This is a genomic window from Aquiflexum lacus (genome assembly GCF_015476655.1).
Lineage (GTDB): Bacteria > Bacteroidota > Bacteroidia > Cytophagales > Cyclobacteriaceae > Aquiflexum > Aquiflexum lacus.
Genome location: NZ_JABFHF010000034.1, coordinates 45,657 through 66,264 on the forward strand (window position 1 = coordinate 45,657; position 20,608 = coordinate 66,264).

Genomic DNA, 20,608 nt, shown 5'->3' on the forward strand with positions numbered 1-20,608 from the left:
AAACATTGCTTTCAATTTTGTCCTTGAGTTAGTAAGTTTTAGGATATTGTTTTCCAAAACAAAATCCAAAGTATCATATCCTCCAAGTAACCTTATAAGGCTATCAGATTTATTTCAAATTTAAAAAAGACTTGAAAAAATCTCTGCTATTTATAAAAATAGCTTTTTATCCTTGATGTAGTCTTCTACTTCTTGGGGCAAGAGATATTTCACAGAATGTCCACTTTTGATTGTCTTTCTGATAAAAGTGGCCGAGATATCCATCAACGGGGCTTCTACAAATTGAACATGGGGATGATCAATTTTATTGAGCTCTCCGGGTCTCGGATAGACATACAACCCGTATTGTTCCAAAATCACCTCATGGTTTTTCCATTTGTGAAAATGGGTCAGGTTATCTCCTCCTATGATCAGTTTAAATTCATGCAGTGGAAATTTGTCCGATAGGTAAGTAAGGGTGTCTATGGTATAGCTTGGTCGGGGCATGTGGAACTCAACATCAGAGGCCCTAAAATAAAAATGATCGGCAATGGCGAGCTCTACCATCTTAAGCCGATCAAATTCATGTATCAAAGATTTTTGTTTCTTTAAAGGATTTTGAGGACTAATTACAAACCATACTTCATCTAGGTCTGTTCTATCCTGCATCACATTGGCTATGATCAAATGGCCAATATGAACTGGATTAAAAGATCCGAAAAACAATCCTATTTTCAAAACTTAGTGTTGATTATTTGGAGATAAATTCACCTACAAGTTTTTCTGCTTCCTCAAATGAATTTTTGATATCATCATTCAAAATGGTCACATCAAATTGATCTTCAAAGGTGGCTTCAAATTTGGCTTTATACAACCTCCTCGATAGGCTTTCCTCTGATTCTGTACCTCTATCTCTCAACCTTTCATGCAATACTTCAAGGGAAGGGACTTTCACATAAATAGCCAAAGCTTGATCCCCAAAATATTTTTTAAGGTTGATCCCGCCTTTGACATCAACATCAAAAATCACATGCTTACCATTTTCCCAAAGTCTCTGGATTTCCTCTTTGAGCGTACCATAGAAGTTACCTTCATATACCTCTTCCCATTCAATAAATTCATTCTGATCTAGTTTGGACTTGAATTCTTCCGGCGTCAAAAAATAATAATCCTTGCCATTTTGCTCGGTTCTTCCTCTTTTATCCCTCGTAGAAGCGGATATGGAAAAGCCAAGATTTGGAAATTTTTCGAGAAGATGTCTGACGATGGTGGTTTTGCCCGAGCCTGAGGGTGCTGAAAAAATGATTGCTTTGCCTGATGTCATTGAACCTTACTTGATATCCTGAATTTTTTCACGGATTCTGTCCACCACATCACTGGGGACAACATGCTTTGTACATTTGGTACGCAGTACCTCTTTGATGGCTTTTTCTAAATGATAGTGTTCAAAACAAGGCTGGCACTTGGCCAATTTTTGATTCAGTATTTCCTGGGAATCAGGAATATTATCTCCATCCAATATACTCTCCAAAAGTTTGAAGCATTTGCTGACGTCGGAACAAGACAATTTCCTTTCTCCTTCTGATTCTAAATTTTTGTCCATGATAATCTAATTGCTAATCTCCTTGTTATACTTTTCAATGTTTTTTTTATATGATTTAGTTCCTTTCATTCAAAAAAGAGATGACTATTCCTCTTCGTCGGTATTATATCCCATATTCTGGGCATAGGAACGTAGCTTCTCTTTCAATAAGTTCCTTGCCCTATGCAATCTTGACCTTACTGTACCAATTGGGATATCAAGAATCTTGGCCATTTCTTCATAGGTGAAACCTTCAAGGTCACACAAAATGATTACTGTCCTAAAATCAACAGCCAAACTGTTCAGCGCATTGGATATTTCGTCCCCGAGCATATCCTTTACTGCATCGACCCTCAGGTCTGTGGTGATACCGAAGTCAACATCATCAGAGTTGTAATAAGTTTCAACCTCTTGATAATCAATTTTGGCAGGCTGTTTACTCTTCTTCCTGTAATCGTTGATAAAGGAGTTTTTAAGAATCCTGAACAACCAAGCCTTCGCATTGGTCCCCTGCTCAAAAGAATTGATAAAGCGGTATGCTTTGAGATAGGTATCCTGCACAAGATCCTTGGCATCGTCCTCATCAAAAGTCAATCTAAAACCAAAATTGTACATGGAATCTATGTGGGGCATAAACTCCTGATCGAAAATGGTGTTCTTTTCCTTATCGGAATATTTTTTTCGCTGTACTTCAGACATAAGTCTCAAAAGTAATCAATGGGTGAATTTATCGCTAATTTTTTTGAATAAAGTCAAGGCTTTTGGCTTATTTTGGCAATTCAGCTAGCCGGAAGCTTTAACTTGCTCCATAATCCCCTGATTTTAAAAAATGATTATTTTCAAATTGATATCATCCTTACCGCAATGGGTGCTCTACATTTTTTCGGACCTCTTGTTTTTCATTGGGTATTATGTGTTAGGCTACAGGAAAAAGGTAATTTTGGAAAACCTGCAACATGCATTTCCTGAAAAAACGGAAATTGAACGTAGGAAAATCGCCCGCCAATTTTTCAGAAACCTGACCGACTCATTTGCTGAAATCATCAAAATGTACAGTATCTCAAAAGAAGATTTGGACAAAAGAGTCAAAATTGAAAATAAAGAAATTGTATTGGATGCCATAAAAAATAATCAGGTCATCATCGGACTTACTGGACATTTTTTCAATTGGGAGATGCATCTTCTTCAAATGATGGCCAATGTGTCAAACAAATGTGATGTGGTATATCTAAAGGTTAACAATCCCTTTTTCGAAAAACTGATGCTCACCATTAGGACAAGATTTGGAGGTGGGTTGATTGAGAGGTCTAGTTTTCAAAGGGATTATCTGAGAAAAAGAGATCAGCCGAGACTGATTGTATTAGCAGCCGACCAAAGACCTTCCCATGGTGAAATCCGGTATTGGGCCCCTTTTATGAACAGAGAGACAGCTTTTTTTGAAGGAGCAGAAAAATTGGCCAAGCGGTTTAATCACCCTGTTATGTATTCCCATGTTCACAAACCAAAAAGAGGTCATTATACCTTTACTTATGAAATGGTAAGTGCTCCCCCCTATACAAATGAAAGAGAACACAGTATTACTGATGCTTATATTTCACTTACAGAGAAGAACATCAGGGAGCATCCTTCACTTTATCTTTGGAGCCACAAGAGGTGGAAGGACAGTCGATGATAGAACGCTGATGATGCTGAAAGTGCAGATTGTCACTGTTTTTTTATCTGTGACTATCTGCCAAATCCGTGTCATCAGCGTTCTATTAAAGCCAAAAAATCCATTAACTTTGAAGATTATTGAATGGATAGATTAACAATGGATTACCTCAAAGGACTTAACCCCCCACAAAGAGAAGCTGTAGAACATACTGATGGACCCCTGATGATCATCGCAGGTGCAGGTTCGGGCAAAACGAGAGTTTTGACTTTCAGAATCGCCCATCTCATCCATGCCAAAGGTGTGGATCCCTTCAATATACTTTCCCTTACTTTTACCAACAAGGCTGCAGCCGAAATGAAAAACCGGATCGAGAAATTGATCGGTTTGGAAGCCAGAAATACCTGGATGGGAACTTTCCACTCCACTTTTGCCAAAATCCTTCGGGTAGAATCGGAAAAGATCGGGTATCCGTCCAATTTCTCCATTTACGATTCTGATGACAGCAAATCCCTGATCCGGAGTATTGTCAAGGAAATGAAGATTGACGACAAAGTCTATAAACCCAACACGGTCCTTTCCAGAATTTCCGGAGCAAAAAACAGGTTGATCTCTTGGGAAACTTACCTAAATGACCCATTCATCAAAGCCGACGATGAAGCCGCCATGAAACCAAGGATGGGGGAAATTTATAAGATCTACCAGAAAAGGCTTTTCAAATCAGGAGCTATGGACTTTGATGACCTGCTCTTCAATACCAATGTACTTTTCAGGGACCATTTAGATGTATTGAACAAATACCAACAACGATTCAAATACGTCATGGTGGATGAGTTTCAGGACACCAATGTCTCCCAATACCTGATCACCAAAAAACTGGCCGCCGTCCACCAAAATATCTGTGTGGTGGGAGACGATGCCCAAAGTATCTACGCTTTCCGCGGAGCCGACATACAGAACATCCTCAACTTCGAAAAAGATTATCCCGACCTATTTGTGGTCAAATTGGAGCAGAATTACCGTTCTACCAAAAATATTGTACAGGCTGCCAACAGCATCATTGCCAAAAACAAAGCCCAACTCAAAAAAGACATCTGGACCCAAAACCATGAGGGAGATCAGATTGAACTGATCAAGGCAAGTTCGGACAATGAGGAAGGCAGGATGGTGGCCACCACTATTTTTGAAGAAAAAAACAACAAAAAGCTCAACAACAGTGATTTTGCGGTTTTGTACCGCACCAACTCCCAATCCAGGGCGATGGAGGAAGCTTTGAGGAAAATGAACATCACTTACAAAATCGTAGGCGGACTGTCATTTTACCAAAGAAAGGAAATCAAAGACCTGATGGCTTATATGCGTTTTACGGTCAACAGAGACGATGAGGAAGCATTTAAAAGGATCATCAATTATCCAAAACGGGGTATCGGAGATACTTCAGTAGAAAAAATATTAGTGGCGGCCTATGATCATGATATTCCGATTTGGGAAGTCTTGACCAATGCCAACAATTTCTTAAGTGGTAGGGCTGCTAATTCGGTGGATGATTTTACCACCATGATCAAAAGCTTCTCCATAGAAATGGAGAGAAAAGATGCTTTTGATGCAGCAAGTTCCATTGCCAAACAATCAGGACTCCTCCGTGAACTCTATGAAGACAAGACTATTGAAGGATTAAACCGTTATGAAAACGTGCAGGAACTCCTCAACGCCATCAAAGAGTATGTGGACAATCCTGAAAATGAGGATAAAAGCTTGGGTGCTTTCTTGCAGGAAATTGCCCTATTGACAGATAATGACAGGGATAAAGACACTTCTGATGCAGTTATCTTGATGACCATACATTCTTCTAAGGGTTTGGAATTCAAACAAGTATTTGTTGTGGGCATGGAAGAAGACCTTTTTCCTTCACAGATGATGATGCAAAGTAGGGAAGACCTTGAAGAGGAACGGAGGCTATTTTATGTTGCCTCTACCCGTGCCATGGAAAAATTATACCTAACTTATGCCACTACCCGTTATAGATTTGGTAGATTGCTGAATTGCGAACCAAGTCGGTTTTTGGAGGAAGTAGATCCGATGTGCATCCGGGTCAATAAAAAATTATCCTCTTCTATGGCAGGAGCATTCCGGAATGAAGGAAGCGAGGGAAGGTCGGGTTTTGTGGGACTCAAAAAACCCAACGTCAGACCGATGACTACGGCAAAAGTACATACCCCAAGTCCGGACTTCAAGCCTTCCAATACCAACAACTTGGCAGCAGGCATGAAGGTAGAGCACCCAAAATTTGGGTTCGGATCTGTACAAAAAATTGAGATAGAAGGAATTAACAGAAAAGCAACAATACAATTCGATAATTTTGGAGAGAAAACTTTATTACTTAGCTTTGCAAAGCTTCGAATAATCGAATAATTAATCCCCATTAAAAAGTTTTTTATAATTAACAATTAAGAAATGGGAGGACAAATGAATACAGGAGAGACCAATAAGCACTCAGTAATTTTGAAAGAATACGGAAAAAACATCCAAAGGCTAGCTATTCACATAGCCGGAATGGAAGACAGGGAAAAACGCACGCAAAGTGCTTACCTTTTGGTAGAGATGGTCAAACAGCTCAACCCAGCGATGAAAACAGAAAATGATCAGAAAATATGGGATGACCTGCACATCATGTCCAACTTTGCTTTGGACGTGGACGGACCTTATCCAAAACCTGAGGAAGAACTGCTACACAAAAAACCAAAAATAGTAGGCTATCCTAAAGGAGAAATCAAATTCAAGCACTATGGAAGGAATATTGAGAAACTCATCGAAAAAGCTGTAGAGATAGAAGATGATGAAGAGCAGGAAGGCGCCATCATTTATATTGGTCAGTTGATGAGGAGTTTTCATTCCACCTGGAACAGAGAAAATTTTGATGACGGGATTATCCTTGATGACATCAAAACACTTTCCAAAGGTAAACTGCATATAGACCTTGATAAGGTGAGGGAAATGGGACTTTTTGAAACCAATACCAGAAGAGATTTTAAATTGCCATCCGAACCTGAGTCCTCTTCTTCAAATAACAACAGAAGAAAATTCAGCGGAAACGACAGAAGAAGAAACGGCGGCCACTCCAAAAAACGTAGATAAATGTCTTCATTCAGAGTAAAAGGAGGCCTAAAGCTCAAAGGGGAAATCACACCTCAAGGAGCTAAAAACGAGGCCTTACAAATTCTATGCGCGGTACTTTTAACCTCTGGTAAAGTTACCATACACAAAATTCCAAATATCCGAGATGTCAATAAGCTGATAGAGCTTTTGGCTGACATGGGCGTGAAAGTGAATAAAATCGGTCCTGAGTCCTACACTTTTCAAGCCGATCAAGTCAATCTAAAATATTTGGATACAGATGATTTTTTGACCAAAGCTTCTTCCTTGAGAGGGTCTGTGATGATCCTAGGGCCATTATTGGCAAGATTCGGGACGGGACGTTTATCCAAACCTGGAGGGGATAAAATCGGACGAAGAAGAATGGATACCCATTTTACAGGATTTCAAAAATTGGGAGCAGAATTCCATTACGACAAGAAAAAAGAGATTTACCATATAGATGGCAAAAACCTGAAAGGAGCCTATATGCTCTTAGATGAGGCTTCTGTAACAGGCACCGCCAACATTGTTATGGCAGCAGTCATGGCAGAAGGAAAGACCACAATATACAATGCTGCCTGTGAACCTTACTTGCAGCAGCTTTGTGACATGCTTAACCGTATGGGAGCGAAAATCACCGGTATTGGTTCCAACCTTCTGAACATTGAAGGTGTGAAATCCCTGAAAGGTACTGAACATACACTCCTTCCTGATATGATAGAAATCGGGTCGTTTATTGGTCTTGCCGCCATGACTCAATCCGAAATCACCATCAAGGATGCCCAAATTCATAGACTTGGAATTATCCCGGATACATTCAGAAGAATGGGCATCAAATTAGAATTCAGGGGAGATGATATCTTTATCCCTGTCCAAAAGCATTATGAAATAGAAACTTTTATAGACGGTTCGATCCTGACCGTTGCCGATGCCATTTGGCCAGGATTTACGCCTGACCTCTTGAGTATTGTATTGGTGACTGCTACTCAGGCCAAGGGTACCGTGTTGGTACATCAGAAGATGTTTGAAAGCCGTCTGTTCTTTGTAGATAAGTTGATAGATATGGGTGCACAGATTATTCTATGCGATCCCCATCGTGCAACAGTGATTGGATTGGACAGAAAATATTCCCTTAGGGGAATCCGCATGACTTCTCCCGATATCAGGGCGGGGGTTTCTTTGTTGATCGCCGCGCTTTCGGCAGAGGGAACTTCGGTCATTGACAATATTGAGCAGATCGACCGGGGATATCAATACATAGATCAGAGATTGAATGCTTTGGGGGCGGATATCGTAAGGGTGGATTAAAAAATTGGAAAATTGGCAAGGTTGAAAATTGTAGTGGATTTTAAAGATGTTACTAAGGTTAGAGAATCTTCTATCCATCACTAACTTAAAAGAAAATCCCAGGCCTTTTGGTTATAAAAAATTAAAAGGAAGAGAGGGCTTCAGAATACGAACAGGTGACTACAGAATAATTTATGAAATTTTTGATTCTGACCTTATTATAGACGTGATAGCCCTAGGTCACAGAAAGGATATTTACGAATAATCAACGGGTTATCAGCATAAAAAACCCTCTATTTTTTATTTTCAAGCCTACCGTCCACATATTCAATACTTATTTTAATCCAAAATATCTACAACCCTCAATAGGGTAAATGGCAGTATCTTTGTTGGAGTAGTTAAATTTTATTTCCTTAGATAATGATTGTCAAAAGAAACCTCACTTTTAAATTAATATTTTACTATACGTGGAAGTCATTGTTATATTACCTCATTGTTTCCACTACAGTTTTTATCCTTCATGATTTTTTCGAAATAGTTATATTCCAAATTCCAAGCTATACCATCGCTGCTTTGGGAACAGCCCTTGCCATTTTCCTTGGTTTCAAAAATGACCATGCGTATGGCAGGTGGTGGGAAGCCCGGAAAATATGGGGCCTTATGGTCAACTATAGCAGGGCTTGGGCCAGGCAAGTGACTACATTGATCTTTTCCAATAAAGAAGAAGAAACTGAAACAATACTTGCATTTCAAAGGAAGTTGGTATATAGGCACATTGCTTTTGTTAATGCCCTAAGGGTTTTTTTGAGGAGACCGCATTTTTATAACCAAACAAGCCAAAAAGAGCTTTTTAAGGAAGATAACAATTATTCTGATACGGTCCCTTTTCTATGTGAAGAGGAATACAACGAATTTAGAAAACAGGATAACCCACCCAATTACCTACTTCAAAGACAAGGAGAAGACCTTCAGTTTGCATTTAGAAATGGTTGGATAAGCGATTTCCGCTTTGTCAAAATGGAAGAAACTTTGGTGGACTTCAATGACATTCAGGGTAAAAGTGAAAGGATCAAAAACACACCTCTGCCCCGTCAATATACTTTCTTTTCAAGGGTATTTGTCCTTATCCATTGTACACTTTTGCCGATGGTATTTATCAGTGAATTGGGATGGAAGACCATTCCTATTGCGCTTGCAGTTTCATTCGTATTTCTTTCTTTGGACCTTATAGGAGAAAGGACTGAAGACCCATTTGAAAACAGGCTTGAAGACACACCCATGTCTTCACTCAGTGTGACCATTGAAACCAATTTAAGGGAGCAATTGAAGGAACATCAGGACAATTTCCCACCAAAATATGGGGTGGAAAATGGAATTGTTTTATAATAAAAATTGGCTGTTCTTGCTTTAAACTAAATCAGTATTAAAGATTTTTTGGAGTGAAAAATTTATGCAATGGTTTGTAGAATCCACCGCAATTGTCTTAATGGGGAAAATTTTCAGTGTTGAAAAAATAGTAAGGATTATTTTTGAGTAAAAAACTTATCAAGAGGTTTGTAGAATCCTCCGCAGTTTTTCCCACCCCCCCCACAGCTAGTGGTAACGAAAACTATAGAATTGTCAATTAGATTGATGGAGGTTATAAAAGTACCTATAAGACCTACATTATCAAGCGGGAACAATTTGATAGCTTGGTCATTCAAGGACAAACGGAAAATCGATTCCCCTTCGATTAGGACAATGGTGTCATTTATACCTGAAATGTTATCATAAATTCTCCCAAGAAGCCTGCGATCATCTTTGGATACCTGATGGGAGTTGTAGGTACCAATCAATTCATTGTTTTTCCCCGACAGGTCTGACTTGTAAACCATCAGGGGAAATGTTTCCATTGCCTCACTTGCAAAAGTGATGATTTCATCGCCTACCTGTACGGATTTGGTATAATAGTCAAAACGGACTTCCATATTTCCGCTTTGATCGAAATCAAAAGTTTTATTTCCGATCGTGACCCTCATGAAGTTCTCAAATACCTTAAAATTCCAAATACTTACCCAATCATCGAAAAATTCCTCCTTGATCAGTTTCTGTTCCAAAATTTCCACTTTGCCGTTATTGATGGCCGTCTTGAGCCAAAGGAAATTTGGGGTGTATTTTGATACTCCAAAAATTTTAGGTGCTTGGTAAGGTACCAGTACATGGCCATTTTGATCAATACCTATCTGGTCACCATACCCAGAAACGATTTGGTTGAATTGACTAAATAATGGATCAAGATCCTTCATCTTAATGACAAGAGCATCTTCTTCGAAGGGTCTTCCAAGGGGCATGAGAATAAGTTCCTCGGAGTTGATGGTCGCCATGAGTTGGTCTGAGATTGGAAGTCTATAGAGGAAATCGTTGGGTAAAAAACGGTGAAGATCAAAATATTTGTTTATTCCCCAAAGTGTCGCGTCAGGATATAATCCAGTCTTCGACGCCACATATAGCTTTCCGTTGATTTCTTTGGCATGTGTAAGTCCTTCTTGAAAACTTAGCGACTGTTTCCAAAATACAGGTACTTCTTCTGGTGGAGTCTCAAATGGGACACAGGAAAAAAAAGATATAATGCCAATGAAGATCAAAAGAATCGTAAAACGGGTTGAACTTTTCATTATACGGATCCTGGTTTTGGGTTTAATCTTCAAACGCTCAAAACTAAGGATTATTACTAAGGATATAAATAACCAACACCGGGTATTTTCAATCCTCAAAAATTCAGAGTAGGTATTTTTTGTTCCACAGGTTTAATTTTTCTCTCTTCAAATGCCCTGAATTATAATAAAAGGAAAGCAAATGATAGGGAATAAGAACCGCATGCTGCGCAAAAATCTGTCTCCTTAGGTAAGATTTTCAAATATCTTTTCCCTTTCCTCCAAAACATTTCCTAAATTCAATTTCTTATAAAATGAGCTGCATTTTAAGATCAATCAACCCTATTTAACCCATGGAAGAAAAGAAACTACGAAGCCAGGAATGGTTTGGCCGTAAAGGAAAAGACGGCTTTATTTACCGGGCCTGGATGAAAAACCAGGGATTTCCCCACCATCTTTTTGAAGGCAGACCGGTCATTGGCATCTGCAATACCTACTCAGAACTCACTCCCTGCAATGCCCATTTTAGGGAATTGGCAGAAGCCTTGAAAAGAGGAATTTGGGAAGCTGGAGGCTTTCCCTTGGAATTCCCGGTAATGTCTTTGGGAGAATGTTCCATCAAACCTACCGCCATGCTATTCCGGAATTTGGCCAGTATGGACGTGGAAGAAAGTATCCGTGCCAACCCCATGGACGGAGTCGTACTCATGTGCGGCTGTGACAAAACCACCCCTTCCTTGGTGATGGGTGCAGCAAGCGTAAACTTGCCCACCATCGTTGTATCAGGAGGTCCTATGCTCGCAGGAAGATTTAAAGGAAGAAAAATCGGTACTTCCGATTTGTGGAGATTTGCTGAGGAATTCAAAAAGGGAGAATTGTCCCAAGAAGACTTTACCGCTGCTGAAGCCGCCATGGCAAGGTCACAAGGTCATTGCGCACCCATGGGCACTGCCTCTACCATGGCTGCTATGGTGGAATCTTTGGGTCTGGCGCTTCCCGATAATGCCACCATCCCTGCAGCTGATTCTAGAAGAAAAGTTTTGGCCCACATGTCCGGAATCCGAATCGTGGAAATGGTCAAAGAAGACCTGAAAATGAGCGATATCCTCACCCGGAAATCCTTTGAAAATGCCATCATGGTCAATGCCGCTTTGGGTGGTTCCACCAATTTCATCCTTCATTTGTTGGCCATAGCAGGAAGGATGGGCATAGAACTTTCCATTGATGATTTTGACAAACATTCTACCCATATCCCTTTGATTGCCAATGTGCAGCCATCCGGAGAAAACTTTGTAGAGGACCTTTTCTATGCCGGTGGCCTTCCTGCGGTGATGAAAGAGATTGCTTCTCTCTTGCATTTGGATACCAAAACCGCTAACGGTAAAAATCTTTCTGAAAATATCCTCAACGCTGAATGTTGGGACAGAAACCTGATCGGAACCTTGGAAAAACCTTTCAAACCTGAATCCGGAATAGCAGTACTGAAAGGCAATCTTTGCCCGGAAGGCGCCGTACTCAAACCTTCTGCCGCAACCCCTTCCCTATTGACACACAGAGGTCAGGCGGTAGTCTTTGAGGACATTGATGATTACAAGAAAAGATTGGATGATCCTGATTTGGATGTGACTCCGGATTCGGTGCTTGTTATGAAAAATGTAGGACCGAGGGGTTATCCCGGAATGCCTGAAGTAGGAAACATGCAATTACCTATGAAAATCATCCAACAGGGAGTCAAAGACATGGTCCGCATTTCCGATGGCAGAATGAGCGGAACAGGTTATGGAACTGTCGTTCTGCACGTTTCACCTGAATCCGCAATAGGTGGAAATCTGGCTTTGGTAGAAAATGGGGATTGGATTGTATTGGATGTGCCCAACAGGACTCTGAATCTAGAAGTTTCGGAAGCAGAGCTGGAAAAAAGAAGGTCCAATTTCCAACCCTTGAATTTGGGCTATGAAAGAGGATACGTCAATATGTTTATACACAATGTGACGCAAGCCCATGAGGGTGTTGACTTTGATTTTCTGAAAGGAGCTTCTGGACCTGAAGTCAAAAGAGATTCACATTAAGTTCATGTTTTGATTATCGGCTAATTTGCCAGAAACCCGTCAAACAATATCATGAGTGGCAGTTGGGAAGAAGACGGAAGACAGGAGACGGAAGTAATTGGAATTTCGGTTTTCTACCAATTTCTATATTGAATTATCTGTTATACACACTATAACGTAGGTACATAAAACCTTTTTTAAAATGAAAAAACACAATAAAGTAGCCCTTATCACTGGTGCAGGTCAGGGGATTGGTTTGGAAATAGCCAAGATTCTGGCCGAAAAGGGTCATCATGTCATTATCAATGACATTGAACAAAGTCTGACGGAAGATGCTGTCGAAGAAGTTTTGAAAACATCAAATGCCAAAGTGGTGGGATTATCCGGTGATTCGGGCAATTTGGAGTTTATCAGAGAAATGGTCGGTTTTGCCCAAAAGGAATTCGGAAACCTCGATGTGGTCATTGCCAATGCTGGAATCACCTTGTACGGTGATTTTTGGAATTATGACGCTAAGGATTTTTTTGAAGTCCTTAGGGTCAACATGGGCGGCACTTTCTTTTTGGCACAGGCTGCTGCGAGGGTGATGAAAAATCAGGAAGATGGAGGATCTCTCCTTTTTACTTCTTCAGTCACAGCGCATCAGGCCCATAAAAACCTGGCCGCTTATGGCATGAGCAAAGCCGCCATAGAAATGCTTGCCAAAAATCTGGTCATCGAGCTTTCAGATTTTAAGATCAATGTCAATACCATCGCACCAGGCGCGACCCTGACCAAGAGAACCGCCATGGATAAGGATTATGAGAAGACTTGGTCAAGGATTACTCCAATGGGCAAACCTGCATCGGTTACGGATATTGCCCATGCAGCTGCTTTCTTGGTTTCTGATGAAGCCAGACATATCACAGGACAGAATCTTGTGATTGATGGTGGCTGGACAAGTATCAGTCCATCACCTTATTGATGAAATAATGAAAACCCACTTCCAAGACCTCTACGAGTACAGTCTACAAAGCAACCTGACCACAATCGGTTTGCTTGAAAAATATGCATCTGACGTTCCTGAAAAAATCATCAAAAATTTCAGCCATATTCTCAATGCCCAACACCTTTGGAACCACAGAATAGAAGGGAGTAAATCTTTCTTCAAAGTATGGGACATTCACCCTATCAGCCAATTCAGGGAAATTAACGAATCTTTGTTCCAACAATCATTCAGAATCATAGAAAAAGAAGATTTTGAAAGACAAGTAAATTATATCAACTCACAGGGAGAATCCTATACCAATTCAGTAAAGGAAATACTTTTCCATGTGGTCAACCATTCTACCTACCACCGTGGTCAGGTAATGCTCCTACTCCGTGAATCGGGATTGGAAGCCATTTCCACTGACTATATATTTTACAAAAGAAAATAAGCCATTTATCCTAAAAGCTAAAGAATGTCAGGTCCACAAAAACCAGCAAACCCCTCTCCTGCCCCCTGGAAATTGACCGGAGAGGGAATCATCCTTGTCTATAAATTCAACAAACAATGGGTTGAAGAAAACGGCTTTTTAAATCATGCCCAAAAAGGGAATTTCAAAGGAGGTTTGGGATTTGTCATGTTGGTCAATTATCACAATTCCCCTGTCGGCCCTTATAAGGAATTATTATTTATTCCGGGGAAATTTACGCCACACAAAAGACAGTCCATCACCCGGATATTTGTGGATTCTGAGGAAAGCACAGAAAATGGAAGGTTCAATTGGGGAATCCCTAAGAAAACTGTCCCGATGATCTGGCAAAAAAACGGTAAAGAAGAAACCATCGGTATCGGACATGAAGATGATCCGATTCTATTCTGTAAAATCACTTCAGGCGGTATCCCTTTTCCTGCATCAACGAAACTGATCCCTATCCACCTTTATCAGGAGTTGGAAGGGAATACTTTTTTGACCGACCCAAGTGGTTCAGGTTGGGGAAAATTTGCAAAGGTTGTTTCCCTCAAAATCAACGAAAAATATTTCCCTAATATCAAAGACCAGAAACCCCTGTTGTGTATCAAAATTGATCCTTTCACCATGCATTTTCCCTCTCCAGAATAAATGCCCATCCACAACCAAAATATTGTCATCACAGGTGCTGCATCGGGGATCGGCAAGGAATTGGTCGCCCAACTCAGTGCATTGGATAATTGTATTTTGGCTGTAGACATTGACTTGGAGAATCTTCAGGAATTAAAACACAAATATCCTGAAATTGAATCTTTGTGTTTGGATTTGACCCATATTGACAACCTTACTGAGCTTTTTACTTGGATAAATATTAACTGGAAAAAAGTAGATATCATTTTTGCCAATGCCGGATATGCAAAGTATGGTTCCTGGAAGGACCTTGCTGCAGATGAGTTTGAGAAGCTACTCCGAATAAATACCCTCATACCGATTGAAACAGCGAAACTGCTTGGCAAAACTCAGCCGGACTATTCTTTCCGATTGGTCATCACAGCTTCCGCCATGTCTTTTTGGCATATTCCCGGTTATGCGGCTTATGCAGCTTCAAAGGCCGCACTTCATCAATTTGCAGAAACAATTTGGAGTGAAGGAGACGGGAATTGGCTGACTTTGGTGTACCCGATAGCCACCAAAACCCAATTCTTTGAAAAGGCAGGCCATTCAATCCCAAAAGCATTCCCGGTTCAATCAGTGGAAGCCGTAGCGAAAATCATGATAAGGGGAGTAGCAAAAGGAAAGACAAGAATTTTCCCTTCAAGAACTTTTCGAATCATTCAGTTAGTCAACAGGATTCTACCCGTTTTCAAACCAATTTATCTTAGACTGGAAAGAAGTAAATTTGAAAACTGGACCTACAAAACCAAAAAATAGTAATACTGTAAATTAGATGCTCCCATTTTCTAAATAAAAACTTAAATTGCTTTTGACCACATAAAAACTTCAACCATGAAAAACTTCTGTTACATTATTCTGGCGCTCTTATTGATTACTTCCTGTGACCCAAAGGAGGAAGTATCACTACCTATGAAAGTAGCCAAGGCTTACGGCTTTGACAATTTCGACAAAATCAATTCCATAGCCTATACTTGGAATGTACAGGCCAATCCGGAAACTGTTAGAACAAGGGATTGGAAATGGAATATCAAAGAAAGGACAGTTTATTATGCAGATGCAGATACCAGTTTTACTTATAGTTTGGATTTAACCAAGGAAGAACTTCCTACGATAGATGGAGGGTTTATCAATGATAAATACTGGTTGATGTTCCCATTTCAATTGGTATGGGATACTGGATATTCTTATACAATATTAGAAAATGTTTCTGCCCCGATTTCCGGTCAAAAGACAACCCAACTCACCATACTCTACAATCAGGAAGATGGCTATACACCAGGTGATGCGTATGATTTATTTTTAGATGAAAACCATATGATCAAAGAATGGGTGTTCAGAAGGGGAAATGGGTTGGAAGGTAGACCAATCACCTGGGAAAATGAACAGGATTTTAAAGGTGTCAAATTTGCAACAGAACATAAAAATGAGGAGGGCATAAAGTTTATCTGGTTTAGCAATATTCAGGTGGATTGAATTTATACCATGACTTATAATAACATTAACAGTTTAGATTTAATTTAACGCTTTGGTTACATCAATCGATAGAACACTGATGACACAGATTTAACAGATTTGCACAGATGTAAAATCAGTGAAAATCTGCTCAATCAGCGTTATCAGCGTGCTACATAAAAAATATCTGAAATAAATTTACTGTTGGGAGGGTTTTACATGAAATCAATCAGCATAAATTTGTGTTTTATCTTTTAGATACAATTAAAATTTCCTAACTAGAAATTATGAAATCAATAGAAAACTTGGAAGAAATTTGGCCAAAGGTTGAAAAATTAGATAAAGAAGATCAGCTCATGCTGGCTGAAAAAATTCTTTCTAAGATCCACCAAGAAAATCAATCAAGAAAAACCAAATCGTTGGCATTATCCGATTTGAAAAACTTAGGGAGTGAAATATGGAAAGACATTGATGTCAAACAATATCTCCAGGATTTAAGACAATGGGATTAGAAAATAGATCTTTTAAAGGTAAATTTTTTATAGATACTGCACCTCTAATTTATTTTATTGAGGGAAATGAAAAGTACCAAGAAGTTCTAGACCGCTTTTTTAAATCAAATCAGCAAGGTTTAAGTATTCTTTATAGTTCTGCATTGACGTTGACCGAACTTCTTGTGCATCCCATGAAATTAAACAGGGAAGACCTTGTCCAAAAATATGAATTGATTTTAACACAGTCCCAGTATTTTGAATTAATCCCCCTCGATGTTGAAATAGCAAAATTGGCATCAATGCTTAGAGTAAAATATGGACTCAAGACTCCCGATGCGATTCAATTAGCAACATCCATTCAAGTTGGCTGTGATTTTTTCCTAACCAATGACTAAGGAAAGTGAAGGAAGCCAAGGTAATTATAATGGATAATCTGTATAAATTAGAAAAATGAAAATTAAAAAAATTATTCTTCTCCCACTTCTGATATTTCCAATCCTAGCCTTTTCCCAAAAACTCACAAAAATCGAGCAGCAACTTGTCGACCTGATTGACAAAAACTACGATGAAACAGTTGCCTTGCTGGAAGAAACTGTCAACATCAATTCGGGTACTTTAAACATGGAAGGTGTCCGTGAGGTAGGAAGAGTTTTTGAAAGAGAATTTGCCAAAATCGGTTTTCAGACCGAATGGATCACTTTACCGGATTCTTTGAAACGGGCAGGTCATTTTGTGGCGACCAGAATGGGCACCAAAGGCAAAAAGCTTTTCTTTATCGGGCACTTGGATACCGTATTTGAAAAAGACATGCCCTTCTACCCCTTCACCATGGTCAATGACTCCACTGCCAAAGGTCAGGGCGTCAATGACATGAAAGGTGGCAATGTGATGATTTTTGCCACATTGAAAGCTTTGGATCAAATGGGGCTTTTGAAAGACCGGACCATAACTGTCTATTTCCCCGGAGATGAAGAAAATGCCGGAGACCCTTCCTGGGTCAGCCGGGCTGATTTTGTCGAAAGAGCCAAGCAGCATGACTATGCCTTGGGTTACGAAACCGCCCAAGGATTCAATATCGCCACTGTGGCCAGAAGAGGTGCTAGTGGATGGACTTTGAAAACCACCGGTAAGCAGGTGCATTCATCTGGAGTATTCAGAGAGTCAGTTGGCTACGGGGCTATATATGAAGCATCAAGGATACTCAATCAATTCAGGGAGGAATTGGCCGGAGAACAATACCTGACATTCAATCCTGGACAGTTTATAGGCGGATCGGATATCCAATACAATCCTGACACAGGTGAAGGAGAAGCTTTGGGCAAGACCAATATTGTCGCAAGGGAAGCTTTTGTTACCGGGGATTTACGGTTTTTGGGTGAATCCCAAAAAGAGGCTGCCCGGGAAAAAATGAAACAGATTGTATCCCAAAACCTGAACAGAACTACCGCCGAAATCAAATTTCAGGATGGAATCCCTTCCATGCCCCCGACATCGGGAAATTATGCTTTGGTGGATGTATTGAGCAAAGTGAGTTTGGATATGGGTTTTGGGAAAGTGGAAGCAGGCGATCCGGGTTCAAGGGGAGCGGGAGATATATCCTATGTGGCCGATTACCTGGATTGCATCGATGGCTTGGGTGCGTCAGGCACAGGTGCCCACTCTCCCGCAGAGACAATCAATATGAAGCAATATCCGGATTTGTTGAAAAGGAGTGTGGTGTTTGTATATAGATTGATGGATCTTTAATTTTAGAATGACCTGGCAAGTTTTGAAAACCTGCCGGGTCTTATTTGACATTCATTTTTTTGATTTTTGTGACAAAGTGATAAACAACTTTTTATATTTAAGCCTATGAAAAAATATATCCCCTTCGTTGTTCTTTTTGGATCATTTACTTTTACAATGATAAGCTGTAATCCATCCGAACTTCAAACCACTGAAGAAAACGTTATGTCAGAGCCTCATAAAATCGTAGTTTATCAGGTTTTCACCCGTCTTTTTGGCAACACCAATACAACGAACAAATCTTGGGGAACCATCGAAGAAAACGGTGTGGGCAAGTTCAATGACTTTACGGATAAAGCCTTGGAAGAAATCAAGGAAATGGGCATTACCCATATTTGGTACACCGGGATTCCCCACCATGCGGTTATCAGGGATTACACAGCTTATGGCATCTCCAATGATGACCCTGATGTGGTCAAGGGCAGGGCAGGTTCACCTTATGCGGTCAAAGACTATTATCAGGTCAATCCTGATTTGGCTGTTGACCCGGCCAAAAGAATGGAAGAGTTTGAGGCATTGATTGCCCGTACCCATAATCATGGCATGAAGGTCATCATAGATATCGTACCCAACCATATTGCAAGGAAATATGAAGGTAAAAATAATCCCCAAGGTGTAAAGGATTTTGGTGATGATGATGATACCTCAGTGGAGTACAAAAGGAAAAACAACTTTTACTATATCCCGGGAAAGGCATTTGAAGTGCCTCAACCTTTGAATGATTACAGGCCTCTTGGCGGGGAAACTCATCCTTTGGCTGATGGTAAGTTTGATGAAAACCCAGCGAAATGGACAGGAAACGGCAGCAGGGAACCACAGCCCCATTTTTATGATTGGTATGAAACCGTCAAAATCAACTATGGCATCAAGCCTGATGGTACCAAGGATTTCCCTGAACTACCAGCTGACTTTGGACAAAAAAGCTATCAGGAGCATTATAATTTTTGGAAGGATACGGAGGTACCGGATTCCTGGAAGAAATTCAGGGATATTTCCCTGTTTTGGATTGAAAAAGGAGTGGATGGTTTTCGGTATGATATGGCGGAGATGGTTCCAGTGGAGTTTTGGAGTTATATGAACTCCGCCATCAAGATGAAAAATCCAGATGCTTTTCTCTTGGCGGAAATCTACAATCCGAGGGAATACCGAAACTATATCCATTTGGGGAAAATGGATTATCTGTACGACAAGGTAGAGTTGTATGATACCCTGAAAAATATCATGCAAGGGAAAGGCTCGACGGATAATCTTATCGGTATCCAAAATGGACTTTCGGATATAGGCAAGCACATGCTGCACTTTTTGGAGAATCACGACGAACAGCGGATTGCAAGTCCGGATTTTGTCGGCAAAGCGGAAATCGGCAAACCTGCTGCCGTCCTTTCAGCCACCATTGATGCCGCACCTATGATGATTTATTTTGGGCAGGAAACAGGCGAACCTGGTGCAGAAGAAGCCGGATTCGGCAATCCCACAAGAACTTCCATTTTTGATTACATCGGAGTTCCCCATCACCAAAGGTGGATGAACGGAGGGAAATTCGATGGTGGACAATTGTCAGCTGAGGAAAAAGACCTGAGAGACTTCTATGTCAGGCTATTGAATTTCACCCAAAGAAGTCCTGCCTTAGCTGGAAATTATCAGGAAATCCACAGCCATAACCGCCAACATACCGAATGGTACAATGACCGGGTTTTTTCTTTTGTCCGATGGAGTGACCCCCAAAAACTTCTGATTGTCTGCAATTTCGATCCGGAGGAGACATTTGGGTTTGACTTAGAATTGCCTGATGATTTGATAGAAAAGTGGAATCTGAAATCCGGGCAATTGGTACTTTCTGAGAAACTTTATGGGAAGGTTAATCCGGTTTTGAAAATATCCGATAACAAGGCAACTGTCAGAGTGGATTTGAAACCTTTGGAGAGTTGGGTTTTGGAAATCAACCTTTGAGGTCTTTAAGACCTCGAAGGTTTTAGACCTAAATTAAATTAGGGCTTCTTGAGAATCCTTTAAGATACTGATTTTCAGTCAATAACTTAACAAAAACATAACACAAAAACCCCGAATTTGGCTGTTTTTAGCTTTTTCCGGGGTTTTCTTTTTTGTATTTTAAGGTTGCAGACTTAAATACAATTAAAGTTATGATTCAGCTTCCTCTTTTCAAAGACTTCGACGGATATTCTCCAAAATATCATTTTTTCAAGAATTCATTGTTGGGCCAGATACATGATTCCATCCCCTGGGATGATCTTGTTTCCTGTCTTCCCGAAGAACGCTCGGGAAGAGGTGCCCCAAGCTGGTTTGGCGGCAAGGGCATGTTTGCACTCATGTTTCTGAAGGCCTATCTCAACACCAGTGACAGGCAATTGTTGGAGCGCTACAACACAGACTGGGCGTTACAGTATTTTTGCGGCAAAGTACTGGCCGAAAACCAGCATATCAGAGACATGA

The 20,608-nt window shown here is 40.3% G+C and carries 22 protein-coding genes; 17 read left to right on the forward strand and 5 right to left on the reverse strand.

Annotated elements, in window-relative coordinates; genetic code table 11:
* Positions 1 to 150 precede the first annotated feature (150 nt).
* From nadD to HMJ38_RS22015, 4 genes are all read right to left on the reverse strand, one after another.
* On the reverse strand, positions 151 to 717 hold the full coding sequence (gene nadD, locus HMJ38_RS22000; protein ID WP_194976601.1) for a nicotinate (nicotinamide) nucleotide adenylyltransferase: 567 nt from the start codon (positions 715 to 717) through the stop codon (positions 151 to 153).
* A gap of 13 nt (positions 718 to 730) precedes the next feature.
* Positions 731 to 1,303 (reverse strand): guanylate kinase, encoded by a 573-nt coding sequence (gene gmk, locus HMJ38_RS22005; protein WP_194976602.1) that lies wholly within the window; start codon positions 1,301 to 1,303, stop codon positions 731 to 733.
* Positions 1,304 to 1,309: 6 nt separating this feature from the next.
* Entirely contained in the window at positions 1,310 to 1,582 is a 273-nt protein-coding gene (locus tag HMJ38_RS22010) for an anti-sigma factor (RefSeq protein WP_194976603.1), read from the reverse strand.
* An 84-nt stretch (positions 1,583 to 1,666) separates the two neighbouring features.
* A complete protein-coding gene (locus HMJ38_RS22015) occupies positions 1,667 to 2,260 on the reverse strand; it encodes a sigma-70 family RNA polymerase sigma factor (protein ID WP_194976604.1) in 594 nt (197 codons plus the stop codon).
* Positions 2,261 to 2,390: 130 nt separating this feature from the next.
* Here HMJ38_RS22015 and HMJ38_RS22020 point away from each other — a divergent pair, with 130 nt between their 5' ends.
* From HMJ38_RS22020 to HMJ38_RS22045, 6 genes are all read left to right on the forward strand, one after another.
* Positions 2,391 to 3,233, forward strand: coding sequence for a lysophospholipid acyltransferase family protein (locus tag HMJ38_RS22020; RefSeq protein ID WP_194976605.1), 843 nt, complete (start codon positions 2,391 to 2,393; stop codon positions 3,231 to 3,233).
* Between the two features lie 138 nt (positions 3,234 to 3,371).
* Positions 3,372 to 5,624: an ATP-dependent helicase gene (locus HMJ38_RS22025; protein ID WP_194976624.1), complete on the forward strand. Its 2,253-nt coding sequence runs from the start codon at positions 3,372 to 3,374 to the stop codon at positions 5,622 to 5,624.
* A gap of 54 nt (positions 5,625 to 5,678) precedes the next feature.
* Entirely contained in the window at positions 5,679 to 6,347 is a 669-nt protein-coding gene (locus tag HMJ38_RS22030; protein ID WP_194976625.1) for a DUF4290 domain-containing protein, read from the forward strand.
* Entirely contained in the window at positions 6,348 to 7,655 is a 1,308-nt protein-coding gene (gene murA, locus HMJ38_RS22035) for a UDP-N-acetylglucosamine 1-carboxyvinyltransferase (RefSeq protein ID WP_194976606.1), read from the forward strand.
* A 46-nt stretch (positions 7,656 to 7,701) separates the two neighbouring features.
* Positions 7,702 to 7,899 carry a type II toxin-antitoxin system RelE family toxin gene (locus HMJ38_RS22040; RefSeq protein WP_194976607.1) on the forward strand — a complete coding sequence of 66 codons (198 nt, stop codon included), beginning with the start codon at positions 7,702 to 7,704 and terminating at the stop codon, positions 7,897 to 7,899.
* Positions 7,900 to 8,054: 155 nt separating this feature from the next.
* Positions 8,055 to 9,020, forward strand: a complete 966-nt coding sequence (locus HMJ38_RS22045) for a bestrophin family protein (protein WP_194976608.1) — start codon at positions 8,055 to 8,057, stop codon at positions 9,018 to 9,020.
* Between the two features lie 137 nt (positions 9,021 to 9,157).
* On the opposite strand, the gene HMJ38_RS22050 is transcribed toward HMJ38_RS22045, so the two are convergent.
* Positions 9,158 to 10,288, reverse strand: a complete 1,131-nt coding sequence (locus HMJ38_RS22050; RefSeq protein WP_194976609.1) for a hypothetical protein — start codon at positions 10,286 to 10,288, stop codon at positions 9,158 to 9,160.
* 332 nt (positions 10,289 to 10,620) lie between these two features.
* On the opposite strand from HMJ38_RS22050, the gene HMJ38_RS22055 reads away from it, so the two are divergent.
* The 11 genes from HMJ38_RS22055 to HMJ38_RS22105 all read left to right on the forward strand — a co-directional run.
* Positions 10,621 to 12,336: an IlvD/Edd family dehydratase gene (locus tag HMJ38_RS22055; protein ID WP_194976610.1), complete on the forward strand. Its 1,716-nt coding sequence runs from the start codon at positions 10,621 to 10,623 to the stop codon at positions 12,334 to 12,336.
* Between the two features lie 181 nt (positions 12,337 to 12,517).
* A complete protein-coding gene (locus HMJ38_RS22060) occupies positions 12,518 to 13,279 on the forward strand; it encodes an SDR family NAD(P)-dependent oxidoreductase (protein ID WP_194976611.1) in 762 nt (253 codons plus the stop codon).
* Between the two features lie 7 nt (positions 13,280 to 13,286).
* A complete protein-coding gene (locus tag HMJ38_RS22065; RefSeq protein WP_194976612.1) occupies positions 13,287 to 13,733 on the forward strand; it encodes a DinB family protein in 447 nt (148 codons plus the stop codon).
* Between the two features lie 24 nt (positions 13,734 to 13,757).
* Positions 13,758 to 14,402, forward strand: coding sequence for an acetoacetate decarboxylase family protein (locus HMJ38_RS22070; RefSeq protein ID WP_194976613.1), 645 nt, complete (start codon positions 13,758 to 13,760; stop codon positions 14,400 to 14,402).
* Positions 14,403 to 15,182: an SDR family NAD(P)-dependent oxidoreductase gene (locus HMJ38_RS22075; RefSeq protein ID WP_194976614.1), complete on the forward strand. Its 780-nt coding sequence runs from the start codon at positions 14,403 to 14,405 to the stop codon at positions 15,180 to 15,182.
* Between the two features lie 75 nt (positions 15,183 to 15,257).
* On the forward strand, positions 15,258 to 15,899 hold the full coding sequence (locus HMJ38_RS22080; protein ID WP_194976615.1) for a hypothetical protein: 642 nt from the start codon (positions 15,258 to 15,260) through the stop codon (positions 15,897 to 15,899).
* A 266-nt stretch (positions 15,900 to 16,165) separates the two neighbouring features.
* Positions 16,166 to 16,390 carry a hypothetical protein gene (locus HMJ38_RS22085; protein WP_194976616.1) on the forward strand — a complete coding sequence of 75 codons (225 nt, stop codon included), beginning with the start codon at positions 16,166 to 16,168 and terminating at the stop codon, positions 16,388 to 16,390.
* Positions 16,381 to 16,767 carry a type II toxin-antitoxin system VapC family toxin gene (locus HMJ38_RS22090; protein WP_194976617.1) on the forward strand — a complete coding sequence of 129 codons (387 nt, stop codon included), beginning with the start codon at positions 16,381 to 16,383 and terminating at the stop codon, positions 16,765 to 16,767. Before HMJ38_RS22085 ends, HMJ38_RS22090 begins: the two co-directional genes overlap by 10 nt.
* A gap of 55 nt (positions 16,768 to 16,822) precedes the next feature.
* Positions 16,823 to 18,118 carry a M20/M25/M40 family metallo-hydrolase gene (locus HMJ38_RS22095; protein WP_194976618.1) on the forward strand — a complete coding sequence of 432 codons (1,296 nt, stop codon included), beginning with the start codon at positions 16,823 to 16,825 and terminating at the stop codon, positions 18,116 to 18,118.
* Positions 18,119 to 18,322: 204 nt separating this feature from the next.
* Positions 18,323 to 20,107 carry an alpha-amylase family glycosyl hydrolase gene (locus HMJ38_RS22100; protein WP_394355078.1) on the forward strand — a complete coding sequence of 595 codons (1,785 nt, stop codon included), beginning with the start codon at positions 18,323 to 18,325 and terminating at the stop codon, positions 20,105 to 20,107.
* 191 nt (positions 20,108 to 20,298) lie between these two features.
* The coding region (locus HMJ38_RS22105; RefSeq protein ID WP_228780184.1) for a transposase at positions 20,299 to 20,608 on the forward strand (310 nt) is incomplete at its 3' end.

Coding starts and splice junctions, on each gene's coding strand:
- gmk (WP_194976602.1), bottom strand. CDS start 1,303: ATGACATCAGGCAAAGCAATCATTTTTTCAGCACCCTCAGGCTCGGGC.
- HMJ38_RS22010 (WP_194976603.1), bottom strand. CDS start 1,582: ATGGACAAAAATTTAGAATCAGAAGGAGAAAGGAAATTGTCTTGTTCC.
- HMJ38_RS22015 (WP_194976604.1), bottom strand. CDS start 2,260: ATGTCTGAAGTACAGCGAAAAAAATATTCCGATAAGGAAAAGAACACC.
- HMJ38_RS22020 (WP_194976605.1), top strand. CDS start 2,391: ATGATTATTTTCAAATTGATATCATCCTTACCGCAATGGGTGCTCTAC.
- HMJ38_RS22025 (WP_194976624.1), top strand. CDS start 3,372: ATGGATTACCTCAAAGGACTTAACCCCCCACAAAGAGAAGCTGTAGAA.
- HMJ38_RS22030 (WP_194976625.1), top strand. CDS start 5,679: ATGAATACAGGAGAGACCAATAAGCACTCAGTAATTTTGAAAGAATAC.
- murA (WP_194976606.1), top strand. CDS start 6,348: ATGTCTTCATTCAGAGTAAAAGGAGGCCTAAAGCTCAAAGGGGAAATC.
- HMJ38_RS22040 (WP_194976607.1), top strand. CDS start 7,702: ATGTTACTAAGGTTAGAGAATCTTCTATCCATCACTAACTTAAAAGAA.
- HMJ38_RS22045 (WP_194976608.1), top strand. CDS start 8,055: ATGATTGTCAAAAGAAACCTCACTTTTAAATTAATATTTTACTATACG.
- HMJ38_RS22050 (WP_194976609.1), bottom strand. CDS start 10,288: ATGAAAAGTTCAACCCGTTTTACGATTCTTTTGATCTTCATTGGCATT.
- HMJ38_RS22055 (WP_194976610.1), top strand. CDS start 10,621: ATGGAAGAAAAGAAACTACGAAGCCAGGAATGGTTTGGCCGTAAAGGA.
- HMJ38_RS22060 (WP_194976611.1), top strand. CDS start 12,518: ATGAAAAAACACAATAAAGTAGCCCTTATCACTGGTGCAGGTCAGGGG.
- HMJ38_RS22065 (WP_194976612.1), top strand. CDS start 13,287: ATGAAAACCCACTTCCAAGACCTCTACGAGTACAGTCTACAAAGCAAC.
- HMJ38_RS22070 (WP_194976613.1), top strand. CDS start 13,758: ATGTCAGGTCCACAAAAACCAGCAAACCCCTCTCCTGCCCCCTGGAAA.
- HMJ38_RS22075 (WP_194976614.1), top strand. CDS start 14,403: ATGCCCATCCACAACCAAAATATTGTCATCACAGGTGCTGCATCGGGG.
- HMJ38_RS22080 (WP_194976615.1), top strand. CDS start 15,258: ATGAAAAACTTCTGTTACATTATTCTGGCGCTCTTATTGATTACTTCC.
- HMJ38_RS22085 (WP_194976616.1), top strand. CDS start 16,166: ATGAAATCAATAGAAAACTTGGAAGAAATTTGGCCAAAGGTTGAAAAA.
- HMJ38_RS22090 (WP_194976617.1), top strand. CDS start 16,381: ATGGGATTAGAAAATAGATCTTTTAAAGGTAAATTTTTTATAGATACT.
- HMJ38_RS22095 (WP_194976618.1), top strand. CDS start 16,823: ATGAAAATTAAAAAAATTATTCTTCTCCCACTTCTGATATTTCCAATC.
- HMJ38_RS22100 (WP_394355078.1), top strand. CDS start 18,323: ATGTCAGAGCCTCATAAAATCGTAGTTTATCAGGTTTTCACCCGTCTT.